The sequence below is a fragment of the Streptomyces sp. LZ34 genome, assembly GCF_053890475.1.
The window spans coordinates 76862-91743 of record NZ_JBSSHG010000002.1; the positions used below are offsets into that span (position 1 = coordinate 76862).

21 protein-coding genes are annotated in these 14882 nt (G+C 69.3%); 20 read left to right on the forward strand and 1 reads right to left on the reverse strand.

All coding sequences use genetic code 11. The annotated features are described in order from the left end of the window. The first annotated feature begins 16 nt into the window (after positions 1-16). Both ACWY4P_RS53820 and ACWY4P_RS53825 read left to right on the forward strand, forming a co-directional pair. Positions 17-475, forward strand: coding sequence for a hypothetical protein (locus tag ACWY4P_RS53820; RefSeq protein ID WP_456213415.1), 459 nt, complete (start codon positions 17-19; stop codon positions 473-475). 156 nt (positions 476-631) lie between these two features. Then, complete coding sequence (locus tag ACWY4P_RS53825; protein ID WP_456213416.1) at positions 632-1207, forward strand: restriction endonuclease; 576 nt, start codon at positions 632-634, stop codon at positions 1205-1207. Between the two features lie 207 nt (positions 1208-1414). Here the strand turns inward: ACWY4P_RS53825 and ACWY4P_RS53830 are convergent, their stop codons facing one another. Further along, entirely contained in the window at positions 1415-1861 is a 447-nt protein-coding gene (locus ACWY4P_RS53830) for a hypothetical protein (RefSeq protein WP_456213417.1), read from the reverse strand. Between the two features lie 113 nt (positions 1862-1974). Here ACWY4P_RS53830 and ACWY4P_RS53835 point away from each other — a divergent pair, with 113 nt between their 5' ends. The 18 genes from ACWY4P_RS53835 (at position 1975) to ACWY4P_RS53920 (ending at position 14882) form a co-directional block, all read left to right on the forward strand. After that, a complete protein-coding gene (locus tag ACWY4P_RS53835) occupies positions 1975-2502 on the forward strand; it encodes a hypothetical protein (protein ID WP_456213418.1) in 528 nt (175 codons plus the stop codon). Further along, a complete protein-coding gene (locus ACWY4P_RS53840; RefSeq protein ID WP_456213419.1) occupies positions 2474-4060 on the forward strand; it encodes a terminase large subunit domain-containing protein in 1587 nt (528 codons plus the stop codon). The genes ACWY4P_RS53835 and ACWY4P_RS53840 overlap by 29 nt, the downstream gene beginning before the upstream one ends. A 650-nt stretch (positions 4061-4710) precedes the next feature. Next, positions 4711-6639, forward strand: a complete 1929-nt coding sequence (locus ACWY4P_RS53845; protein WP_456213420.1) for a hypothetical protein — start codon at positions 4711-4713, stop codon at positions 6637-6639. Between the two features lie 65 nt (positions 6640-6704). After that, positions 6705-7439, forward strand: a complete 735-nt coding sequence (locus tag ACWY4P_RS53850; RefSeq protein ID WP_456213421.1) for a hypothetical protein — start codon at positions 6705-6707, stop codon at positions 7437-7439. A 100-nt stretch (positions 7440-7539) separates the two neighbouring features. Then, complete coding sequence (locus tag ACWY4P_RS53855; RefSeq protein ID WP_456213422.1) at positions 7540-8286, forward strand: hypothetical protein; 747 nt, start codon at positions 7540-7542, stop codon at positions 8284-8286. A 15-nt stretch (positions 8287-8301) separates the two neighbouring features. Next, positions 8302-9354 carry a major capsid protein gene (locus ACWY4P_RS53860; RefSeq protein WP_456213423.1) on the forward strand — a complete coding sequence of 351 codons (1053 nt, stop codon included), beginning with the start codon at positions 8302-8304 and terminating at the stop codon, positions 9352-9354. A 5-nt stretch (positions 9355-9359) separates the two neighbouring features. After that, positions 9360-9620, forward strand: coding sequence for a hypothetical protein (locus ACWY4P_RS53865; protein ID WP_456213424.1), 261 nt, complete (start codon positions 9360-9362; stop codon positions 9618-9620). Between the two features lie 89 nt (positions 9621-9709). Continuing rightward, positions 9710-10045 carry a hypothetical protein gene (locus tag ACWY4P_RS53870; protein WP_456213425.1) on the forward strand — a complete coding sequence of 112 codons (336 nt, stop codon included), beginning with the start codon at positions 9710-9712 and terminating at the stop codon, positions 10043-10045. Beyond that, the gene (locus ACWY4P_RS53875) at positions 10042-10884 is read left to right on the forward strand and encodes a hypothetical protein (protein WP_456213426.1); all 843 of its coding nucleotides are present in this window, start codon (positions 10042-10044) and stop codon (positions 10882-10884) included. Before ACWY4P_RS53870 ends, ACWY4P_RS53875 begins: the two co-directional genes overlap by 4 nt. Continuing rightward, on the forward strand, positions 10881-11213 hold the full coding sequence (locus ACWY4P_RS53880) for a hypothetical protein (RefSeq protein ID WP_456213427.1): 333 nt from the start codon (positions 10881-10883) through the stop codon (positions 11211-11213). The genes ACWY4P_RS53875 and ACWY4P_RS53880 overlap by 4 nt, the downstream gene beginning before the upstream one ends. Positions 11214-11293: 80 nt before the next feature. Then, on the forward strand, positions 11294-11566 hold the full coding sequence (locus tag ACWY4P_RS53885) for a hypothetical protein (protein WP_456213428.1): 273 nt from the start codon (positions 11294-11296) through the stop codon (positions 11564-11566). Between the two features lie 16 nt (positions 11567-11582). Beyond that, positions 11583-11960 (forward strand): hypothetical protein, encoded by a 378-nt coding sequence (locus ACWY4P_RS53890; RefSeq protein WP_456213429.1) that lies wholly within the window; start codon positions 11583-11585, stop codon positions 11958-11960. Continuing rightward, the gene (locus ACWY4P_RS53895; RefSeq protein ID WP_456213430.1) at positions 11960-12409 is read left to right on the forward strand and encodes a DUF6093 family protein; all 450 of its coding nucleotides are present in this window, start codon (positions 11960-11962) and stop codon (positions 12407-12409) included. The genes ACWY4P_RS53890 and ACWY4P_RS53895 overlap by 1 nt, the downstream gene beginning before the upstream one ends. Further along, on the forward strand, positions 12406-12792 hold the full coding sequence (locus ACWY4P_RS53900; protein WP_456213431.1) for a hypothetical protein: 387 nt from the start codon (positions 12406-12408) through the stop codon (positions 12790-12792). Before ACWY4P_RS53895 ends, ACWY4P_RS53900 begins: the two co-directional genes overlap by 4 nt. Continuing rightward, positions 12789-13250 (forward strand): hypothetical protein, encoded by a 462-nt coding sequence (locus tag ACWY4P_RS53905; protein WP_456213432.1) that lies wholly within the window; start codon positions 12789-12791, stop codon positions 13248-13250. The genes ACWY4P_RS53900 and ACWY4P_RS53905 overlap by 4 nt, the downstream gene beginning before the upstream one ends. A gap of 102 nt (positions 13251-13352) precedes the next feature. Beyond that, the gene (locus ACWY4P_RS53910) at positions 13353-13826 is read left to right on the forward strand and encodes a phage tail tube protein (RefSeq protein WP_456213433.1); all 474 of its coding nucleotides are present in this window, start codon (positions 13353-13355) and stop codon (positions 13824-13826) included. Between the two features lie 112 nt (positions 13827-13938). Beyond that, positions 13939-14484 carry a hypothetical protein gene (locus tag ACWY4P_RS53915; protein WP_456213434.1) on the forward strand — a complete coding sequence of 182 codons (546 nt, stop codon included), beginning with the start codon at positions 13939-13941 and terminating at the stop codon, positions 14482-14484. A 212-nt stretch (positions 14485-14696) separates the two neighbouring features. Beyond that, positions 14697-14882, forward strand: a complete 186-nt coding sequence (locus ACWY4P_RS53920; protein ID WP_456213435.1) for a hypothetical protein — start codon at positions 14697-14699, stop codon at positions 14880-14882.

Sequence of the window (14882 nt, forward strand, 5' to 3'; positions counted from 1 at the left end):
TGAAGGGACCTGCCGCATGACCGCCACCCGCAGTACCGCCATCGCCGTCGTTGGGACTCTTGCGGGTGCGATCACCGCTCACGTGATCCACACCCGCGCAGCCAGCGCAGCCATCCAAGTGTCCGCGCAGTGCACCGCCAGCCGACCTGCGCACCGCATCGTCCACCACCGGCACCAAGGCGCCGAGCAGCAGCCTGCTCACCCGGCCATCCCGCTCTCGAGCGCAGCGAAGCCCGTTACCGCGGAAGGGAAGATCCTCGCCGCCCTCGCGGAACTTGCCGAACTCAAAATCCACTACGCCCACAGGGACACCATCAGCTATTTCACGGACCTCGAGGGATCCACGCGCGACAACACGCTCAGCCGCCTTGTCAAGGAAGGGAAGATCCACCGCCAGACCCAGGACGGCAAGGTGATCCGTGGCATGTACGGCCTCGGTTCCGCACCCCGCGACGACGACAGCCGGGACAACTGACCAGCACCCGCACCACGGCGGCCGGAACAACCCCCGGCCGCCGCCCCAGTCCACCATCGGAAGGACACCCTCGTGGCCACCGCCATCCGCCGAACCCGCTCACGCTCCCGACGACGCCGCGCCATCGCCCGCTTACGCCGTACCAGCCCATCCGGCTTGGCCGTAACCCTCGGCTGCCTGCTCGTCGTCGTACTCACCTGGCCCGTCCAGTCCGCCCTCACCGCCGCCGCCCTGGCCGGCACCGTCGCCGCGCTGCACCCCGCCCGCCGGACACGGCGCCTCCGCGGCCGGGCACGCTTCCACATCACCCTGCCCCGCGCCGGCCGCGCCACGAACCGCGACCTGGCCGCCTTCCGGGCTCTGACCTCCGGCGGCTTCGAGCGCGCCGTCGCCCGGCTCGCCATGCGCGACCCCAACGTGCGCAGCACCATCACCCAGGGCGGATCCAACGACCGCGGCCTCGACGTCCTCGTGAGCCTCCGCGACGGCCGCCGCATCGCCATCCAGTGCAAGCGGTACCGCGAAGGCAACCGGGTCGGCTCCGAGCACATCCAGATCCTCAACGGCACCTACCGCGACATCCACGGCGCCGATCTGGGCGTCATCGTCACCACCAGCGGATTCACCCGCGACGCCCTCCAGACCAACACCATGCTGGCCCAGCGACTCGTCCTGGTCGACGGGCCGGCGCTCACCGCCTGGGACCGCGGCGGACCCGCACCCTGGGCCTGACCACCAGAGCGGACCCGGGGCAATGAATCCCCGAACATGCCTCACCATCAAGAAGTGCGGCCGCCGGGCTATTCAACTCCTTAGTGTCCCCGCGCCAAGGAACTGTGTGATCGGCGGCCGCACACCCCACGATCGCCCGGCGCACCCCCTCCGCACCGGGCCAGCGGCCCCGCGAACCAGCCCCCTGGACGCGGGGCCGCTCCGCGTCTACCGGTTCACCGCCAACCACGAGACCGCCTGCTGCAACGGCTGATTCACCGCCGCGTACCCACCCTTCGAGCCCAGCCCCTCCGGCCCGTAGTGGTCGGCCAGTGACTCCGCCCGCCGGATCAGCCGGATCGGCTCCGCGTACGCCGCCCGGTCCTCCGCCGTCAGCGCGACCCGCAGGTCCTTCGCCGCGGCGAGCTTGGCCGTCATCTGGTCCTGGCAGGACGGCGCGTCCGTACAGCCCGCTGCCGCGGCCTTCTGGTACGCGGCCAGCGCCTCATCGACGGTCACCTGCTTTGCCGTCGGCGGCGACGACCTCGAGGCGGCCGGCTTCGACGACTCGCCCTTCCCGGACCCGCCGTCGTCACCCCCGCCACACCCCGCCAGCGCCACGACGATCGCCGCGGCGGCCCCGGTCATCATCCCCGCCCTGCGCATGCTCCTCATGCCGTGCAGGGTCCCACCACAACCCGGCCGGGGGAACGGATCGGTCAAAATGCCCGATCATGGCGGTAGGCGCGGGGCCTGACCACAACCACACACGCGGGAGCCCCACCGCCATGACCGCCTCCAAAGCCAAACAGGCACAAGTCGCCCTCCGCCGTACCCGGCACCTCGAACTCGCCATGGCCGGACTGAACAACGATGAGATCGCCGCCGAGTTGGGCATGGCATCCCGAGGCGCGGCATCCAAGGAACTGTGCCGAATCCTGGAGAAGGCGCAGCGCAGAGAGGCTTTGGCCGCGGAGCAGTACCGGGTGTTGCATCGCGCCCGGCTCACCAAGATGCTCGCCGGACTATGGGACAAGGCGATCGGCGGGCAGGACCTCCAAGCCACAGAAGCCGTACGTAAGATCATTGCGGATCTGCGGAAGCTCGACGGCGTAGACGAGCCGGAGAAGACGGAGCTGTCCGGCCCCGGCGGCGGCGCCATCCCCATCCGTGACGCTACGGCAGCCGAGCTGCACCGGCTCATCGGCATCGCCGGAGACGACGACACCGGGGGCGACAGAGGCATCCCGAACGACGACGACGAGGACGACCTGGACGAGGACCAGGATGACGACGGCGACACCGACGAGGACTGACATAGCCGATCCCCACGCGGACATCCTCGCCCAGTACCGGCGCCTTCCCCGAGCCCAACGCCGCCGCGTCGCCCGAGCCGCCTCACCCGAACTCCGCACAGCCCTCGCCGCAGTCGAGCGGGACATGGCCCTCAAGCGGTCCCCGGGTGCGATGGCCGCAGTCCTCACCGACCGGCGCGAGAAGCAGGCCCCGCACCTCGACCTCATCGACCAGGTGTTCCGGGACATCGCCCGCGGCCACCCCCGTAAGGTCCTGATCACCATGCCTCCGCGGCACGGCAAGAGCCGGCGGGCCGCGCGGTGGGCGCCCCTGTGGTTCCTCGCCCGGCACCCCGAGCGCCGCGTGATGATCGCCTCCTACTCGGCTGACCTCGCCGACGACCACGGCCGGTGGATCCGCGACGCCATCCACGCCTACGGCGATCAGCTCGGCATCGCCCTCCACGCCGGATCGAAAGCGGCCAACCGGTTCGACCTCGCCGACCTGGTGACGGGCGATCGTCTCGAGGGCGGGCTCGTTACCGCGGGCGTCGGGGGAGGTCTGACTGGCAAGGGCGCGCACCTCGCGATCGTCGATGACCCGATCAAGGACGACGCCGAGGCCCAGTCCCCGACCATGCGGAAGCGCTTGTGGGACTGGTGGACGTCCGTCCTCAACACCCGCATCGAGCCCGGCGGCTCCATCATCGTCATCCAGACCCGCTGGCACGAGCACGACCTTGCCGGCCGGATCCTCCAAGGTGAAGACGCTGACGACTGGACCGTCCTCGACCTCCCCGCGCTGGCCGACTCCGAAGACGACCCCCTCGGCCGGCCCATTGGCGAACCCCTCTGGCCGCTGCGGTACGGGACGAAGGCCCTCGAGAAGATCCGGCGCGCCGTCGGCGAACGCGTCTGGTGGTCCCTGTACATGCAAAAGCCCCGCCCGCTCGAGGGCGGCGTGTGGCAGTGGTCCTGGATTACCGACAACCGCATCACCCCCATGCAGTTCCGCGGCGTTGACCTCGTACGGACCGCCGTCTGCCTCGACCCCGCCGGGGGTGGCGACGACAGCAACGACGAATCCGGCATCACCGGCGGCGGCCGCACCGCCGACGGGCACTGCTACCTGCTCGCCGACCGGTCCGCCAAGCTGTCCGCCGATGAGCGCGGCCGCACCACCTGCCTCCTCGCGCTCGAACTGGACGCGGACGCCATCATCGTGGAGACCAACTACGGCGGCGACATGGCCAAACAGAATGTGCTCCAGGCGTGGCAGCAGCTCCAGCGCGACGGACTGACGAACGGCCGCGTCATGCCGCGGGTCATCACCGTCAACGCCAAGCAGGGGAAACGCCTCCGCGCCGAGCCGGTCGCTCAGCTCTACGAGCAGGGTCTCGTGCACCACGTGGGGGAGTTCCCCCGCCTCGAGGGACAGATGGCCACCTGGATGCCCGGCATGGACTCACCAGACCGCATGGACTCCGCCGTGCACCTGCTCACCGAGTTGGCAGATCCACTCGCGGCGGCTACCGGGAGCGCGCCATACGCCGATCGCAGGCTGTCCGGGCGACGGTGAATCAGTCGGAACCGGGGCATATGTAGACGCATAGCTTTGCGATTAGCAGCGGATCTGCTTCAAATGCTGCGTCAAAATTGCGATGCACATTGGATCCTCAATGTGGAATCTCCACTCGTGGATCTATATGTTGGCCTACAGTAGAAGCGCAATAGTGAGTGCGCGCATGAGACATTGCGTAGCACCGACCTGGGGCCCCTCCTGCACGAGGCGACCCCAGGCGCTGCGGAGAAGGCTGGGGCTAGGAGTCACCTCTGCACCAGATGATCACTGCAACCACCAGGCGCAAGAAGATCATCAAGTGCCGCGGACCCGAGTCCTGGCCTTTCCGTTTTCGGTGCTTCGCCATCACTTCACCTCCTTCCCGAACCGGCGAAGAGGTCAGCAACTGACGACAGGCTCCACGTAGTCGAGCCGTGACAGCACTCTATGCGGTGCGACGGTCGACTCGTGTCACTAGCCCGAAAATCTGCCCACGGGCAGGGCACATCCACCCGACAGTTACTCCGATCGGGTGATGCCGCGCGCTCGGTGTTCCCATGAAGTCCGATCAGCCCCCTACCCTCTGCCGTGCCTTGTCAGGGGCAACCGGCCCGGTCCATCCCATTACCCTGATGATCAGGCGCGGGGCCTGACTCGGAGGGACACCGGTGGGCCTGCGCAGCGGCATCCGTGCCGTCACGATCCACGCCTGGTCGTGGCTGAACTACAAACCGATCTACAGCGACCACCTCGGCATGCCCAACCGCAGGGCGTTCCCGGAGTCGGCCGCCATGTGGGTGCCAGCCGAGGACGAGAAGCGCCTCGCCGCCTACAAGCTGCTGGCCGCCTACGACCAGAACCAGGCCGCCGAGCTCGCTGAGGTGGGCGGCGACCTGCACGCCCGGGACCGGCGCGAGTTCGGTGACCCGTCCATGTTCTGCGACACCCTCCTCGCGCACGTCCTCGGCCGGGAGCAGCACATCACCGTCCCCGGAGCCGAGGACGACACCACCGACGGCCAGCCCACCCCGGAGGCGTCCGCCGCGGCCCGGGTGCAGGAGCTGCTGGAGAAGTGGGCGGAGACCGAGCAACTACCGATGCGCATGCAGCAGTGCGAACGCAAGGCCGTCAGCCTGGGAGACGGGGTGTACCGGCTGGCGTGGGACCCCGGGAAGAAGCGGCCCACCCTGCGCGTCTCCGACCCCGGCTTCTACTTCCCGGTCATCGGCGAGGATGACGACGGCGGGGAGTACCCGACCCGCGTCCACTTCGCCTGGGATCTGCCGGAGGACCCGAAGCGCGGGCTCAAGGCGCGGCTGCGGCGCATCACCTACGAGCTGGACTGGATCCGGCCGGCCACCGCTCCCGGCGTGGACGAAGCCGGCCGAGCGGTACGGGCGCCCCTTCCGGCTCCCGAGCCGATCGACTCCCCGGACGGCATCGAGGTGCCCCCGCCGCCGCTCACCCCCGGCGACACCCTGAACCCCGACAGCGGCGCCATCAGCAGGATGTACGCCTGGAACGACGAACCCAGCTACGTGACCTGCTACCTCACCGACGCCACCTGGGAGCTCAGCGACATCAAAGGCCCGGTCGACGTTGACTCCCTGCCGTTCGAGCACGCGACGTTCGCGACCCGCTCCGACGGCGAAGTCCTGGACCACCTCGACCTGCTACTGGACTTCATCCCGGTCATCCACGTCCCCAACACCGTGCCCCCGGCCGAGGAGCACTGGGGCCAGTCCAGCCTCGCCAAAGTCCTCCAAGTTTTCGACGAGCTCGCCGGAGCGGACACAGACTCCTCCCGCGCGTCCGCCACCACCGGCGCCCCCATCATCGGCATCTCCGGCGTCCAGACCGGCCGCGACGGCTCACAGCTCGACGTTGCCCCCGGCACCGCCTGGAACCTCGGCGAGAACGGCCGCCTCACCAGCATCGACACGGCCCCCCAGTTGGCCGGGCTCCGCGAGCACGTCCACGACCTCAAGGACCGCGCCGCGAACGTCGCCCGCCTCCCCGCCGTCTCCCTCGGCACCCTCGACCCCTCCAAGGTCCCGTCCGGGTACGCGCTCCAGCTCAGCTTGGGCCCGCTCGACTCGCTCATCGGTGGCATGCGGCTGGCCCGCGACCACAAGTACACGCTCCTCCTGCGGTTCGTGCAGCGCCTCTACCTCGCCGGGCAGCACCCCGACTGGGCCGGGGTCACCGTCCAGCCCGCGAAAATCACCTGGGGCCCCTACACACCCACCGACAAGCAGTCGGTTCTCGAGCAGGTCACCGCTGGCGTTGACAAGGTCTTCAGCCGGGAGACCGCGGTCCGCATGCTCGCTGAAGCCGGGTTCCCCATCGACGATGTCGCCGAGGAGATCAAGCGGATCGAGTCCCGCCAGTTCGAGAAAGCCAAGGCCCTCGCCGACGCCACCGGCGACACCGCGGCGGTGGGCGACTTCCTCGGCCTCGACCTGGAGCAGGTCGATACCCCGCCCACGCCGCAGCTCCCGCCCGTCCCCGGCCAGCAGAGCATCCAGCCCGGCAACAACGCCGAGCCGACCAGCGAAAACAGTCCCACGGGGCAGACCGGGGGCAACACCGCGTGACAATCGTGCGATCGTTGATCTCAGGCGCGGGGCCGACGACTACTCCTGTGGGAGGACCAGCCCTCATGCGCCGCCCCGCGCTGCACCACCCGCACACCAGCCAGGCCATACCGGGCTGGTCGCACCCCTACGCCCCGAGCCTTTTCAGCCCCACCTTCTACGCTGACGGCGGCGACCCGCCCCCCGCCACACCTCCGGCCACCCCCGAGCCGCCCAAGCCCGGCCCGCCGCCCACCCGCACTTTCACCCAGGAAGAGGTCGCATCCCTCGCCGCGAAGGAGAAGGCGCAGGGTGAGCGCGCCGGGGCCCGGAAGGCGCTCGAGGAGTTCGCGGCCGAGCACGGCTTCACGAACGTGGACGACGCGAAGGCGTTCATCGAGGAAGCCCGCAAGGCCCGCGAGGCGCAGTTGTCCGAGCAGGAGAAGCGCGAGCAGGCCCTGGCCAAGCGGGAGCAGGAACTGGCCACCCGGGAGGCGGCTGCTGTCGCCAGGGAGCGGAGCGCGAACCGGCGGGCTGTCCTGGTTGGTCTCGGCGCCACGGGCGATGACCTCGAGGACGCGGCGGCGCTGCTGCGCGTCGACAGCGACGCCGACGACGACACCGTGCGGGAAGCCGCCACCGCGCTGAAGCAGCGTCGGCCCGAGCTGTTCGGCGCCACCCCGGCTACACCGCCTACTTCCCCGCCGCCGGCCCCTGGCGGAGCGCCCGCTGGCGGCCCCCCGCCGCGGCAGAACCCCGCCAAGCCAGGCGAGCGCGGCCTGGAGATGCTGCGCCGCCGAGGCAAGATTCCCGCCGCATAGACCGCACGACCCCGCACCATCAGGGACCACGCCCTCTCCTCCCCGTGGACGCGCCCCACCAGGCGCAGCAGAACACCAGCCACAGCATGAGGAGAGGGAAGTGAACGACTTCCAGCCCATGACCGTGAGCGAGGAAGCCACCGCCGACCGGCCCTGGCTCGCCTCCCTCGTGGGAACCAACGACACCAACACCATCACGCTGGACACGACGAAGTTCGTCGCCGGTGTCCACTACGAGGCCGGGACGCTGCTCCAGCCGCGGAACGTCATCAAGTCCGGCATCCCCCTCGGAAAGATCACAGCGTCCGGGCTGTACGCCCCCTACTCGGGGCCGACATCCGAGGTGCAGACCGTCACCGTGACCGGTACGCCGACCGGCGGCACCTACACGCTGACGTTCTCCGGGCAGACCACCGCCGGGATCCCGTACAACGCCACTGCGGCGCAGGTGAAGACCGCGCTGGAGGCGCTGTCCAACGTGGGCGTCGGCGACGTCACCGTCACCGGCGGCCCGCACCCGGGAACCGCTGTGGTCGTCACCTTCGTCGGCCAGTACCTCGGCGACGACGTCAGCCAGATGACCGCCTCCGCTGCCGGGCTGACCGGCGGTACCTCGCCGGCCGTCACCGTGGCCACCACCACCGCCGGCGGCGCCGCGACAGCATCCGACGGCACGGAAACCCTGGCCGGGTTCCTGTGCACCGAGTCCCTGTTCACGCCGGGCTCCACGAAGACCTCCGGGGCGCTGCTGTGGTTCGGCGAGGTCTACGCCAACCTGTGCCCCATCCCGTTCGACCCCACCGACGTCGCATCCGTCGCGCCCGGCGTCAACATCCACTACCGGTAACCAAGGAGACCGATCATGAGCACCCTGGACCGTCTCCTGCGGAATGTCACGCCGGACGACATCAACGCCTACGTCCGTGGCCTCATCACCCCCGAGGACTACCTCCTCACCCGGCAGATCGTGCCGGAGAAGAAGATCAACGGGGTGAAGTTCAAGACCGAGAGCAGCAAGCGCCGAGTCAACGCCGCGAAGTTCCGTGCGTGGGACGCGCCGAACGTCATCGCCAAGCGGCAGGCCGAGCGCGTCGTCAACGAGGGCATGCTGCCCCCGGTCGGCCAGACCCTGCCGATGACCGAACTCCAGATCATCCTCGCGTCCGCCGCCCGCGGCGCCGACGACCAGGAGTTCCTCGACAAGCTGTACGACGACCTCGACCGGCACTTCGAGTCCGTCAAGACCGCCATGGAGATCGCCGCCGGTGAGCTGCTGACCGACGGAGTCGTCAACCTCCCCGGCCTCGGCCTGGACGTCAACTGGAACGTTCCGTCCGCGAACCGGCCCACCGCTGGTGTGCTGTGGGACCAGCCCACGGCCACCCCGCTCACCGACGAGATGGCGTGGATCCGCTACCTCAAGAGCATCGGCGCACCCCGCCCGGTCAAGGTCCTCACCTCCGAGCGGGCCGTGTCCGTCCTCGCCTCCAACGTCGAGTACCGCGGGGCGTTCTTCAACGCCTCCAGCCCGGAGACCACCCCCTCGGCCACCCTCGCCCCCAACGAGGTCAACGCCGTCCGCGCCCGCTGGAACCTGCCGCCCGTCGAGACCTACGACGTGCAGGTGTGGACCGACGACCAGTACGTCCGCACCATCCCCGAGAACCGGTGGATCATGCTTCCGCCGAACCCCTCCCAGTGGGCCGAGACCCAGTACGGCATCACCGCCGAACAGCTCGAGCTCGAGGGCGGAGACAACCCTGGCCTGGTCGCCCAGCAGGAGCCGGGCATCTACGTCTCCACGGAGAAGACGTCCAACCCGGTGCAGTTCTCCACCACCGCATCGGCCGTGGCGATGCCGGTGATGTACGTGCCGGACATTCACATCTCCGCGACCGTGCTCGGCGAGGACTGATCGCCATGGCCATCCTCGCGAAGACCGTCTTCGTCCGAGACCCGGAACGGCACCGCGACGTCATGCTCTCAGCGGGGGAGGAGCCCGAGCCGCGCCTGGCGGCCCTGGTCACCAACCCGGACGCGTGGGAGGACGGCAAGCTCCCCGCCCCCGACACCGAGTCCGCGAAGGACGACGGAGAGGGCACCAAGCCGGCCGCCGCAAAGAAGGCGACGGCCCGTACACCGGCCCGGGGCCGGAAGTCAGCTGACGAGGGCGGCAGCTGACGCGCGCGGTGCGGGCCCGTACGGGCTGGGGCGCCAACGAGCCCGCACCGTACCCCACCCCCTTCCCACTCAACTTCTGGAGGTGACCGGTGGACGACACCATCCGCGCATGGCTCATCAGCCAGCTCGGCACAGCCACCCACCTCGCCGACCTCGATCTGCGCTACACCCGCCTCGGCTCCGCGCGCGCGGTGGCACTGGAGGTGCTGTACGAGCGCAAGGCCGCCCTGGTCCATGAGCAGCCCGCCTCCGTCAACGTCACCTCCGTCGTCGGAGTCACCTATACCGAGAACATCAAGGCGATCGAGCGGGACATCGCCCGCCTCGAGTCCGGCCAGCCCCCGGCGCCCGACGACCCACCCGGAGACGACACAAGCAGCATCGGCTTCTCGGTCATCCAGCTCCGCGAACGGCCCCGCCGATGACCACGCCCGTCCGCGACCCACGCACCCGGGACGACCGGCAGGAGCTCACCGCGCTCATCGCGGCCGCCGTGGCGCAGCTGACCCGCACGTGGGCCATCCTCCGCACCAGCCAGGCCAGCCTCCTCCAGCGGCTCGAGCAGATCGAAGGCGGCCGCGCGGTGGGACGGACGCGCCGCATCCGCGAGGCCATGGTCGACTTCAACGCCGCGGTGGCCGAGTACGACCGGCAGGCCCGCGCCCTGGCCGAACGCTGGGCTGCGCAGGACCTGCCCATCGCCTACCGCGACGGCGCCATACGAGCCCTCCGCGCGGCCGAGCGGGACATCCGGCTGTTCACCTGGACCACGGACCACCAAGCGGCCATCACCGGCCTGACCGCCCCGTTCTGGGCCGACCTGATCCGCCGCATCGGCGAGGCCGTACGCCGCGCTCAGGTATTCGCCCGAGCCGCCCAGGACGCCGTACGCGCCGCCTCCGGCGTTGATGCGGCCGTACTCCTCGAGGCGCATCCGCTCGACACTGTCATCTACGCCAACCAGGCCCGGCACCCGGTCCACTCCTGGGCGCACTCCGCGTTGTCCTGGCAGGGCGTCGTCACCGCCAACGCAGGCGCGGTCAACACCGCCCGGCTTGAGCTCTCCGTCGAGTGGATGGAGGTCCGGGACGGGCCGGAGTGCGGATGGGTCAATCACCCGGACACCGATCACGCCGATGGCACCATCCGCTCCGTCGAGGAGTGCGCCACCTACCCCAGCGCGCATCACGGTTGCATACGCGAGTTCCATCCCCGCCCCGACCTGACTGGCCGGACCGACATCGCATCAGGAGATCAGGCATGAACCAAGCCCCGAACCCAGTTCTGGCCGCCCGCGAAGAGGCCGCAGCCCGCATGCTGCACGAGGTCGAACGAGAGCATGGCCAACTCATTTACGGATCCCCTATGGCGTCCTGGGACGACGCCACCGAGGGGGGCCGCCGGTCGAAGCGATCGATTGTGGCAAAGGCCAGGGGATCGTTCGAGGACTTCTACGCGTTCATGACGCTCGCCGAGCGGCAGGCAGGCATTCAGGTGCCGAGTATCCATGAGGACACCGAGCGTGTCCGCGGGCATCGCATGCAGTACGCCATCGTCCAGCACTTCACTCGGGTGGAGGACGTCGCCGACTAGGAGCGGAGCAAGCTGCCGAAGTCGTCGTTCGCGCTCAAAACGCAGAAGACCGGCCAAGGCCGGAGGAAGCAGAAGTAGACGTGACGGAGCAAAGCCCCGAACTGAAGGCCGCCTACAGGCGTCTGGAAGATGCCGTGTCGGAGGTCGGGCGGCTTGAGGGCTTCGACGGGGTCCTCACAGAGTGGATCGTGATCACCTCCTTGCAGCGATACGACGCCGACGGAGACGGTCTCACTCAAATCGGAACTCTCGTGCCGGACGGTACCGGGCAGGTGCCCTACCACCGACTGATGGGCCTGCTGGACTACACCCTGACGCGCATGCGTGCTGACATCTCACGTGATGACGAATGATCTCGAAAGGCTCAAGATGACTACTTCCCCTGGGCCGTCCGTGCACAATGTCGTCATCGACGCGCAGCCCGGCCACGCCAACATCAGCATCGACGACGCCGAGGTCGGCAACTACGTGGTCGGCTACACCCTCGAGCACGACGTGGCCAACGCCCTTCCGCTGCTCCTCCTCCACGTCCGCAGCCCCGCCGGAGCCATCTTCGACGGGCTGGCCCGCGTCGCCGTCGCCGTACCGGAGGAGCCCGGCGAGGCCATCGCCCAGTTCCTGGCCAGCATCGAACCCAGCGCCCTCGAGACCGCCGCGCTCAACCGGGACGACCTCCAGAACGTCCAGTACGACCTCACCCGAGCGATGCTCGCCCAACTGGCCGACTGGGCACGGGGGAGGCCCTGATGCCCGGCCTCGACAACGTCCTCGCCGCCGTCGGCCGCTGGCTCGACACCAACCTCCTGGTCGACACCGTCCGCATCAGCCGACCGGGCGGCGGTGACCCCGTCTACAACCCCGACACCGGCCAGAACGAATACCCGCCGGGGGAGACCGTGTACGAGGGACCCGGCGCCGTGCAGGGCGGCACCGCACAGTCGGAGATGTCCGCCGTCCCGGACGCCGGGCAGATGTGGATCCAGGAGACCCGCTCCCGCTACCGGCTCTTCACCCCTCTCACCGCGCCGATGGCCGCCAAGGACGACATCATCACGGTCATCGCCGTGCACAATCCGGCGAACACGGCGCTGATCGGCCGGTCGTGGATCGCTCAGGACCCCGCCCGCGCCGCGACCCTCGAGGCCGTCCGTATCACCCCCCTCGACCAGAACCAGGCCCCGCGGGAGACGCTGTGACGCCCGAACAGCTCGCCGACCGTCTCGAGGCCGCCGCGCACCGGATCGGCCCGGCGATCCACCGGCACATGCAGCACGTCGGCGAGCTCGGCCGTGCCCAGATCCGCGGGCATGCCTCCGGCCGGCCCGGCCCGAACGTCATCACCGGCGACTACCGAAACTCGTGGCAGGTGGTGAACCGCAGGTTGCCGTACGGGGCGCAGTGCACGATCGGCACCGACCGGCCGCAGGGACGGCGCCTCGAGTTCGGCTTCGTTGGCGCTGACTCGCTGGGCCGGGTTTACAACCAGCCGCCGTTCCCGCACGTCCAGCCGTCTCTGCCGGCCATCACCGGGGCGCTGCGCATGGCGATGCGGTCTGCTGTCGAGGAGAGCCTGCGGTGATTGAGAAGCGCATCGTCACCAATGCGGGGGCCGCGCTGCTCGGCACGGCGACCTCCCTGCCGATCGGGAAGGGCTCGATCCCGCGCACCGCGAGCGGCTTCAAGGCCCCGCCGTACTACGTCCTCACCGTGGTTGGTGTGATCGTGTCCGGCGCGCCATATGCGGACGAGCACGAGGACATGGAGATCGTCTACCAGGTCACCTCTGTGTCCGGGCCGACGCCGGGTCAGTCCGGGTCGTACGGCACCCTCGAACAGGTCGAGGGCATGGCCGACAAGGCGCGCACCGCGTTCCTCGGCCGTGACCCGACGACGGGTCTGTGGCTGCACGACCTCGACATCCCCGGTGTCTCCTGCATCTGCCGGGAGTTGGAGACCGAACCCGGGGCAACGAACGACCCAGCAGATGGGATCATCAGCTACGTGCAGAGGTACAGGCTCGGCCTGACCACCGCCTGACCCCGGTCAGGCGCTTCACCGCACCGCGGCGGGACCCCACGCGGACGCCACCCCTTGTAGTGGCCGCCACTGACACACCGCGTGAAAAAAGGGGCCCAACCCATGCCCAGGTTCAACCGCAAGGGCGTAACGAAGATCCTGTTCGCCGAGACGATTGCCTCCACCTCCTACCTGCCGACCGCCGCGGAGATGACCGGCGCGACGGACTACACCAAGCAGATCGCTGCGGTCGAGGGGTTCGCCCTGGAAAACCAGGAGATCGAGACCCCCGACATGGACTCCACGTTCGTGTCGAAGATCCCCGGTGATGACCAGGCTTCCGACAGCTCGCTGACGTTCTATGAGGACGACACGAGCGACACCCTCGAGACCGACCTTGCCAAGGGCACGGTGGGTTTCGTCATCATCTGCCGCAAGGGCAAGGCCGCCGCCGCCAAGGGCATGGACGTCTACCCGGTGCGCGTGGCCTCCAACTCGGCCGAGATCACGGCGGACAACGAGGCCGCCAAGCTCATGGTCAAGTTCTCCATCACCGACCGGCCGCTACTCAACGCCACCGTCCCGACCGGGCCCTGATCCGCGCCGCCACCTTCTCCCCCAGCTCCCGGCCGGGCCCGACACGACGTGTTCGGGAAGGGGCGCCCGTGCGGCGCCCGGCCGGGTCCCCCTTCCCTGACGGAGGACCACCATGACCACCACCATCGAGCCCCCGGCCGACGCCGTCGCCAAGGACGCACACTGGGCGAAGACCGTGGAGCGGCTGCGGAACCGCAACCGGCCCATCGCGAAGCTCACCATCTGCGACGACGAGGTCGTCAAAGAAGCCCTCGGTGAAGCCCAGTACGAGGATCGGCAAGCGAAGCGGCTTCTTGAGGCTGATCCGAGCGATGCGAACCTGAAGAAGCGGGCGGCCGCCGCTGCCCGCGCTGTATCCAAGGCGCAGGCGGCGTTCGACGAAGAGGCCATCGTCCTCCGATTCCAGGCGCTGGAGCGCCCTGTTTTCGAGGCGCTGAAGAAGGAGCACCCGGCGAGTGAGGTTCAGTCCGACGACGGCCTCGAGTACGACGTCGAAACGCTCGGACCGAAGCTGATCGCCCAATCGTCCCTGGACGGCATCACCGAAGAGGACGCCGCCCACTACCTGAACACCTGGGCAGAGGGCGAGGCCGCTCAGCTCTTTCAGACCGCGTGGGACGTGCAGCAGGTGACCCGCCTTGACGTGGGAAAAGGCTGATCTCCGATGTCCGGCTACGCACCGAGCTTGAGCTGTGTGACCGGTGGGGCATCCCGCACTCTCAATTCCGGGGCATCGGAGACGGCACCTGGACCGCGCGTGACCGGCAGAAGGCCCTGGCCTACCGCGACTACCAGCGGACCGTCTGCCCCCAGTGCGGCACCCGGGACGCCGAATGGGACGAAGCGGCTGGTGGCGACGAGGACGCGTACGTGGCCGCCACCCACAAGTGCGTCGGCTGCGAAGTCATTGCGGACAAGCAGGCCGAGCTGCCCACCGAGGGCCAGGCCGCCCGCGGCATGAAGGTCTACCTGCTGCCGTCCGCCGTACACGCCGCGCTTCAGGCGCAGCGGGAGCTGACCGGCCGCAGACGGCGCGACGACGAAGACGACGACTAG

Bases quoted from the DNA above. Each gene is read 5' to 3' on its own strand.
- ACWY4P_RS53835 (WP_456213418.1), top strand. From the start codon at position 1,975: ATGACCGCCTCCAAAGCCAAACAGGCACAAGTCGCCCTCCGCCGTACC.
- ACWY4P_RS53910 (WP_456213433.1), top strand. From the start codon at position 13,353: ATGCCCAGGTTCAACCGCAAGGGCGTAACGAAGATCCTGTTCGCCGAG.
- ACWY4P_RS53890 (WP_456213429.1), top strand. From the start codon at position 11,583: ATGACTACTTCCCCTGGGCCGTCCGTGCACAATGTCGTCATCGACGCG.
- ACWY4P_RS53915 (WP_456213434.1), top strand. From the start codon at position 13,939: ATGACCACCACCATCGAGCCCCCGGCCGACGCCGTCGCCAAGGACGCA.
- ACWY4P_RS53820 (WP_456213415.1), top strand. From the start codon at position 17: ATGACCGCCACCCGCAGTACCGCCATCGCCGTCGTTGGGACTCTTGCG.
- ACWY4P_RS53895 (WP_456213430.1), top strand. From the start codon at position 11,960: ATGCCCGGCCTCGACAACGTCCTCGCCGCCGTCGGCCGCTGGCTCGAC.
- ACWY4P_RS53850 (WP_456213421.1), top strand. From the start codon at position 6,705: ATGCGCCGCCCCGCGCTGCACCACCCGCACACCAGCCAGGCCATACCG.
- ACWY4P_RS53840 (WP_456213419.1), top strand. From the start codon at position 2,474: ATGACGACGGCGACACCGACGAGGACTGACATAGCCGATCCCCACGCG.
- ACWY4P_RS53860 (WP_456213423.1), top strand. From the start codon at position 8,302: ATGAGCACCCTGGACCGTCTCCTGCGGAATGTCACGCCGGACGACATC.
- ACWY4P_RS53865 (WP_456213424.1), top strand. From the start codon at position 9,360: ATGGCCATCCTCGCGAAGACCGTCTTCGTCCGAGACCCGGAACGGCAC.
- ACWY4P_RS53875 (WP_456213426.1), top strand. From the start codon at position 10,042: ATGACCACGCCCGTCCGCGACCCACGCACCCGGGACGACCGGCAGGAG.
- ACWY4P_RS53880 (WP_456213427.1), top strand. From the start codon at position 10,881: ATGAACCAAGCCCCGAACCCAGTTCTGGCCGCCCGCGAAGAGGCCGCA.
- ACWY4P_RS53830 (WP_456213417.1), bottom strand. From the start codon at position 1,861: ATGAGGAGCATGCGCAGGGCGGGGATGATGACCGGGGCCGCCGCGGCG.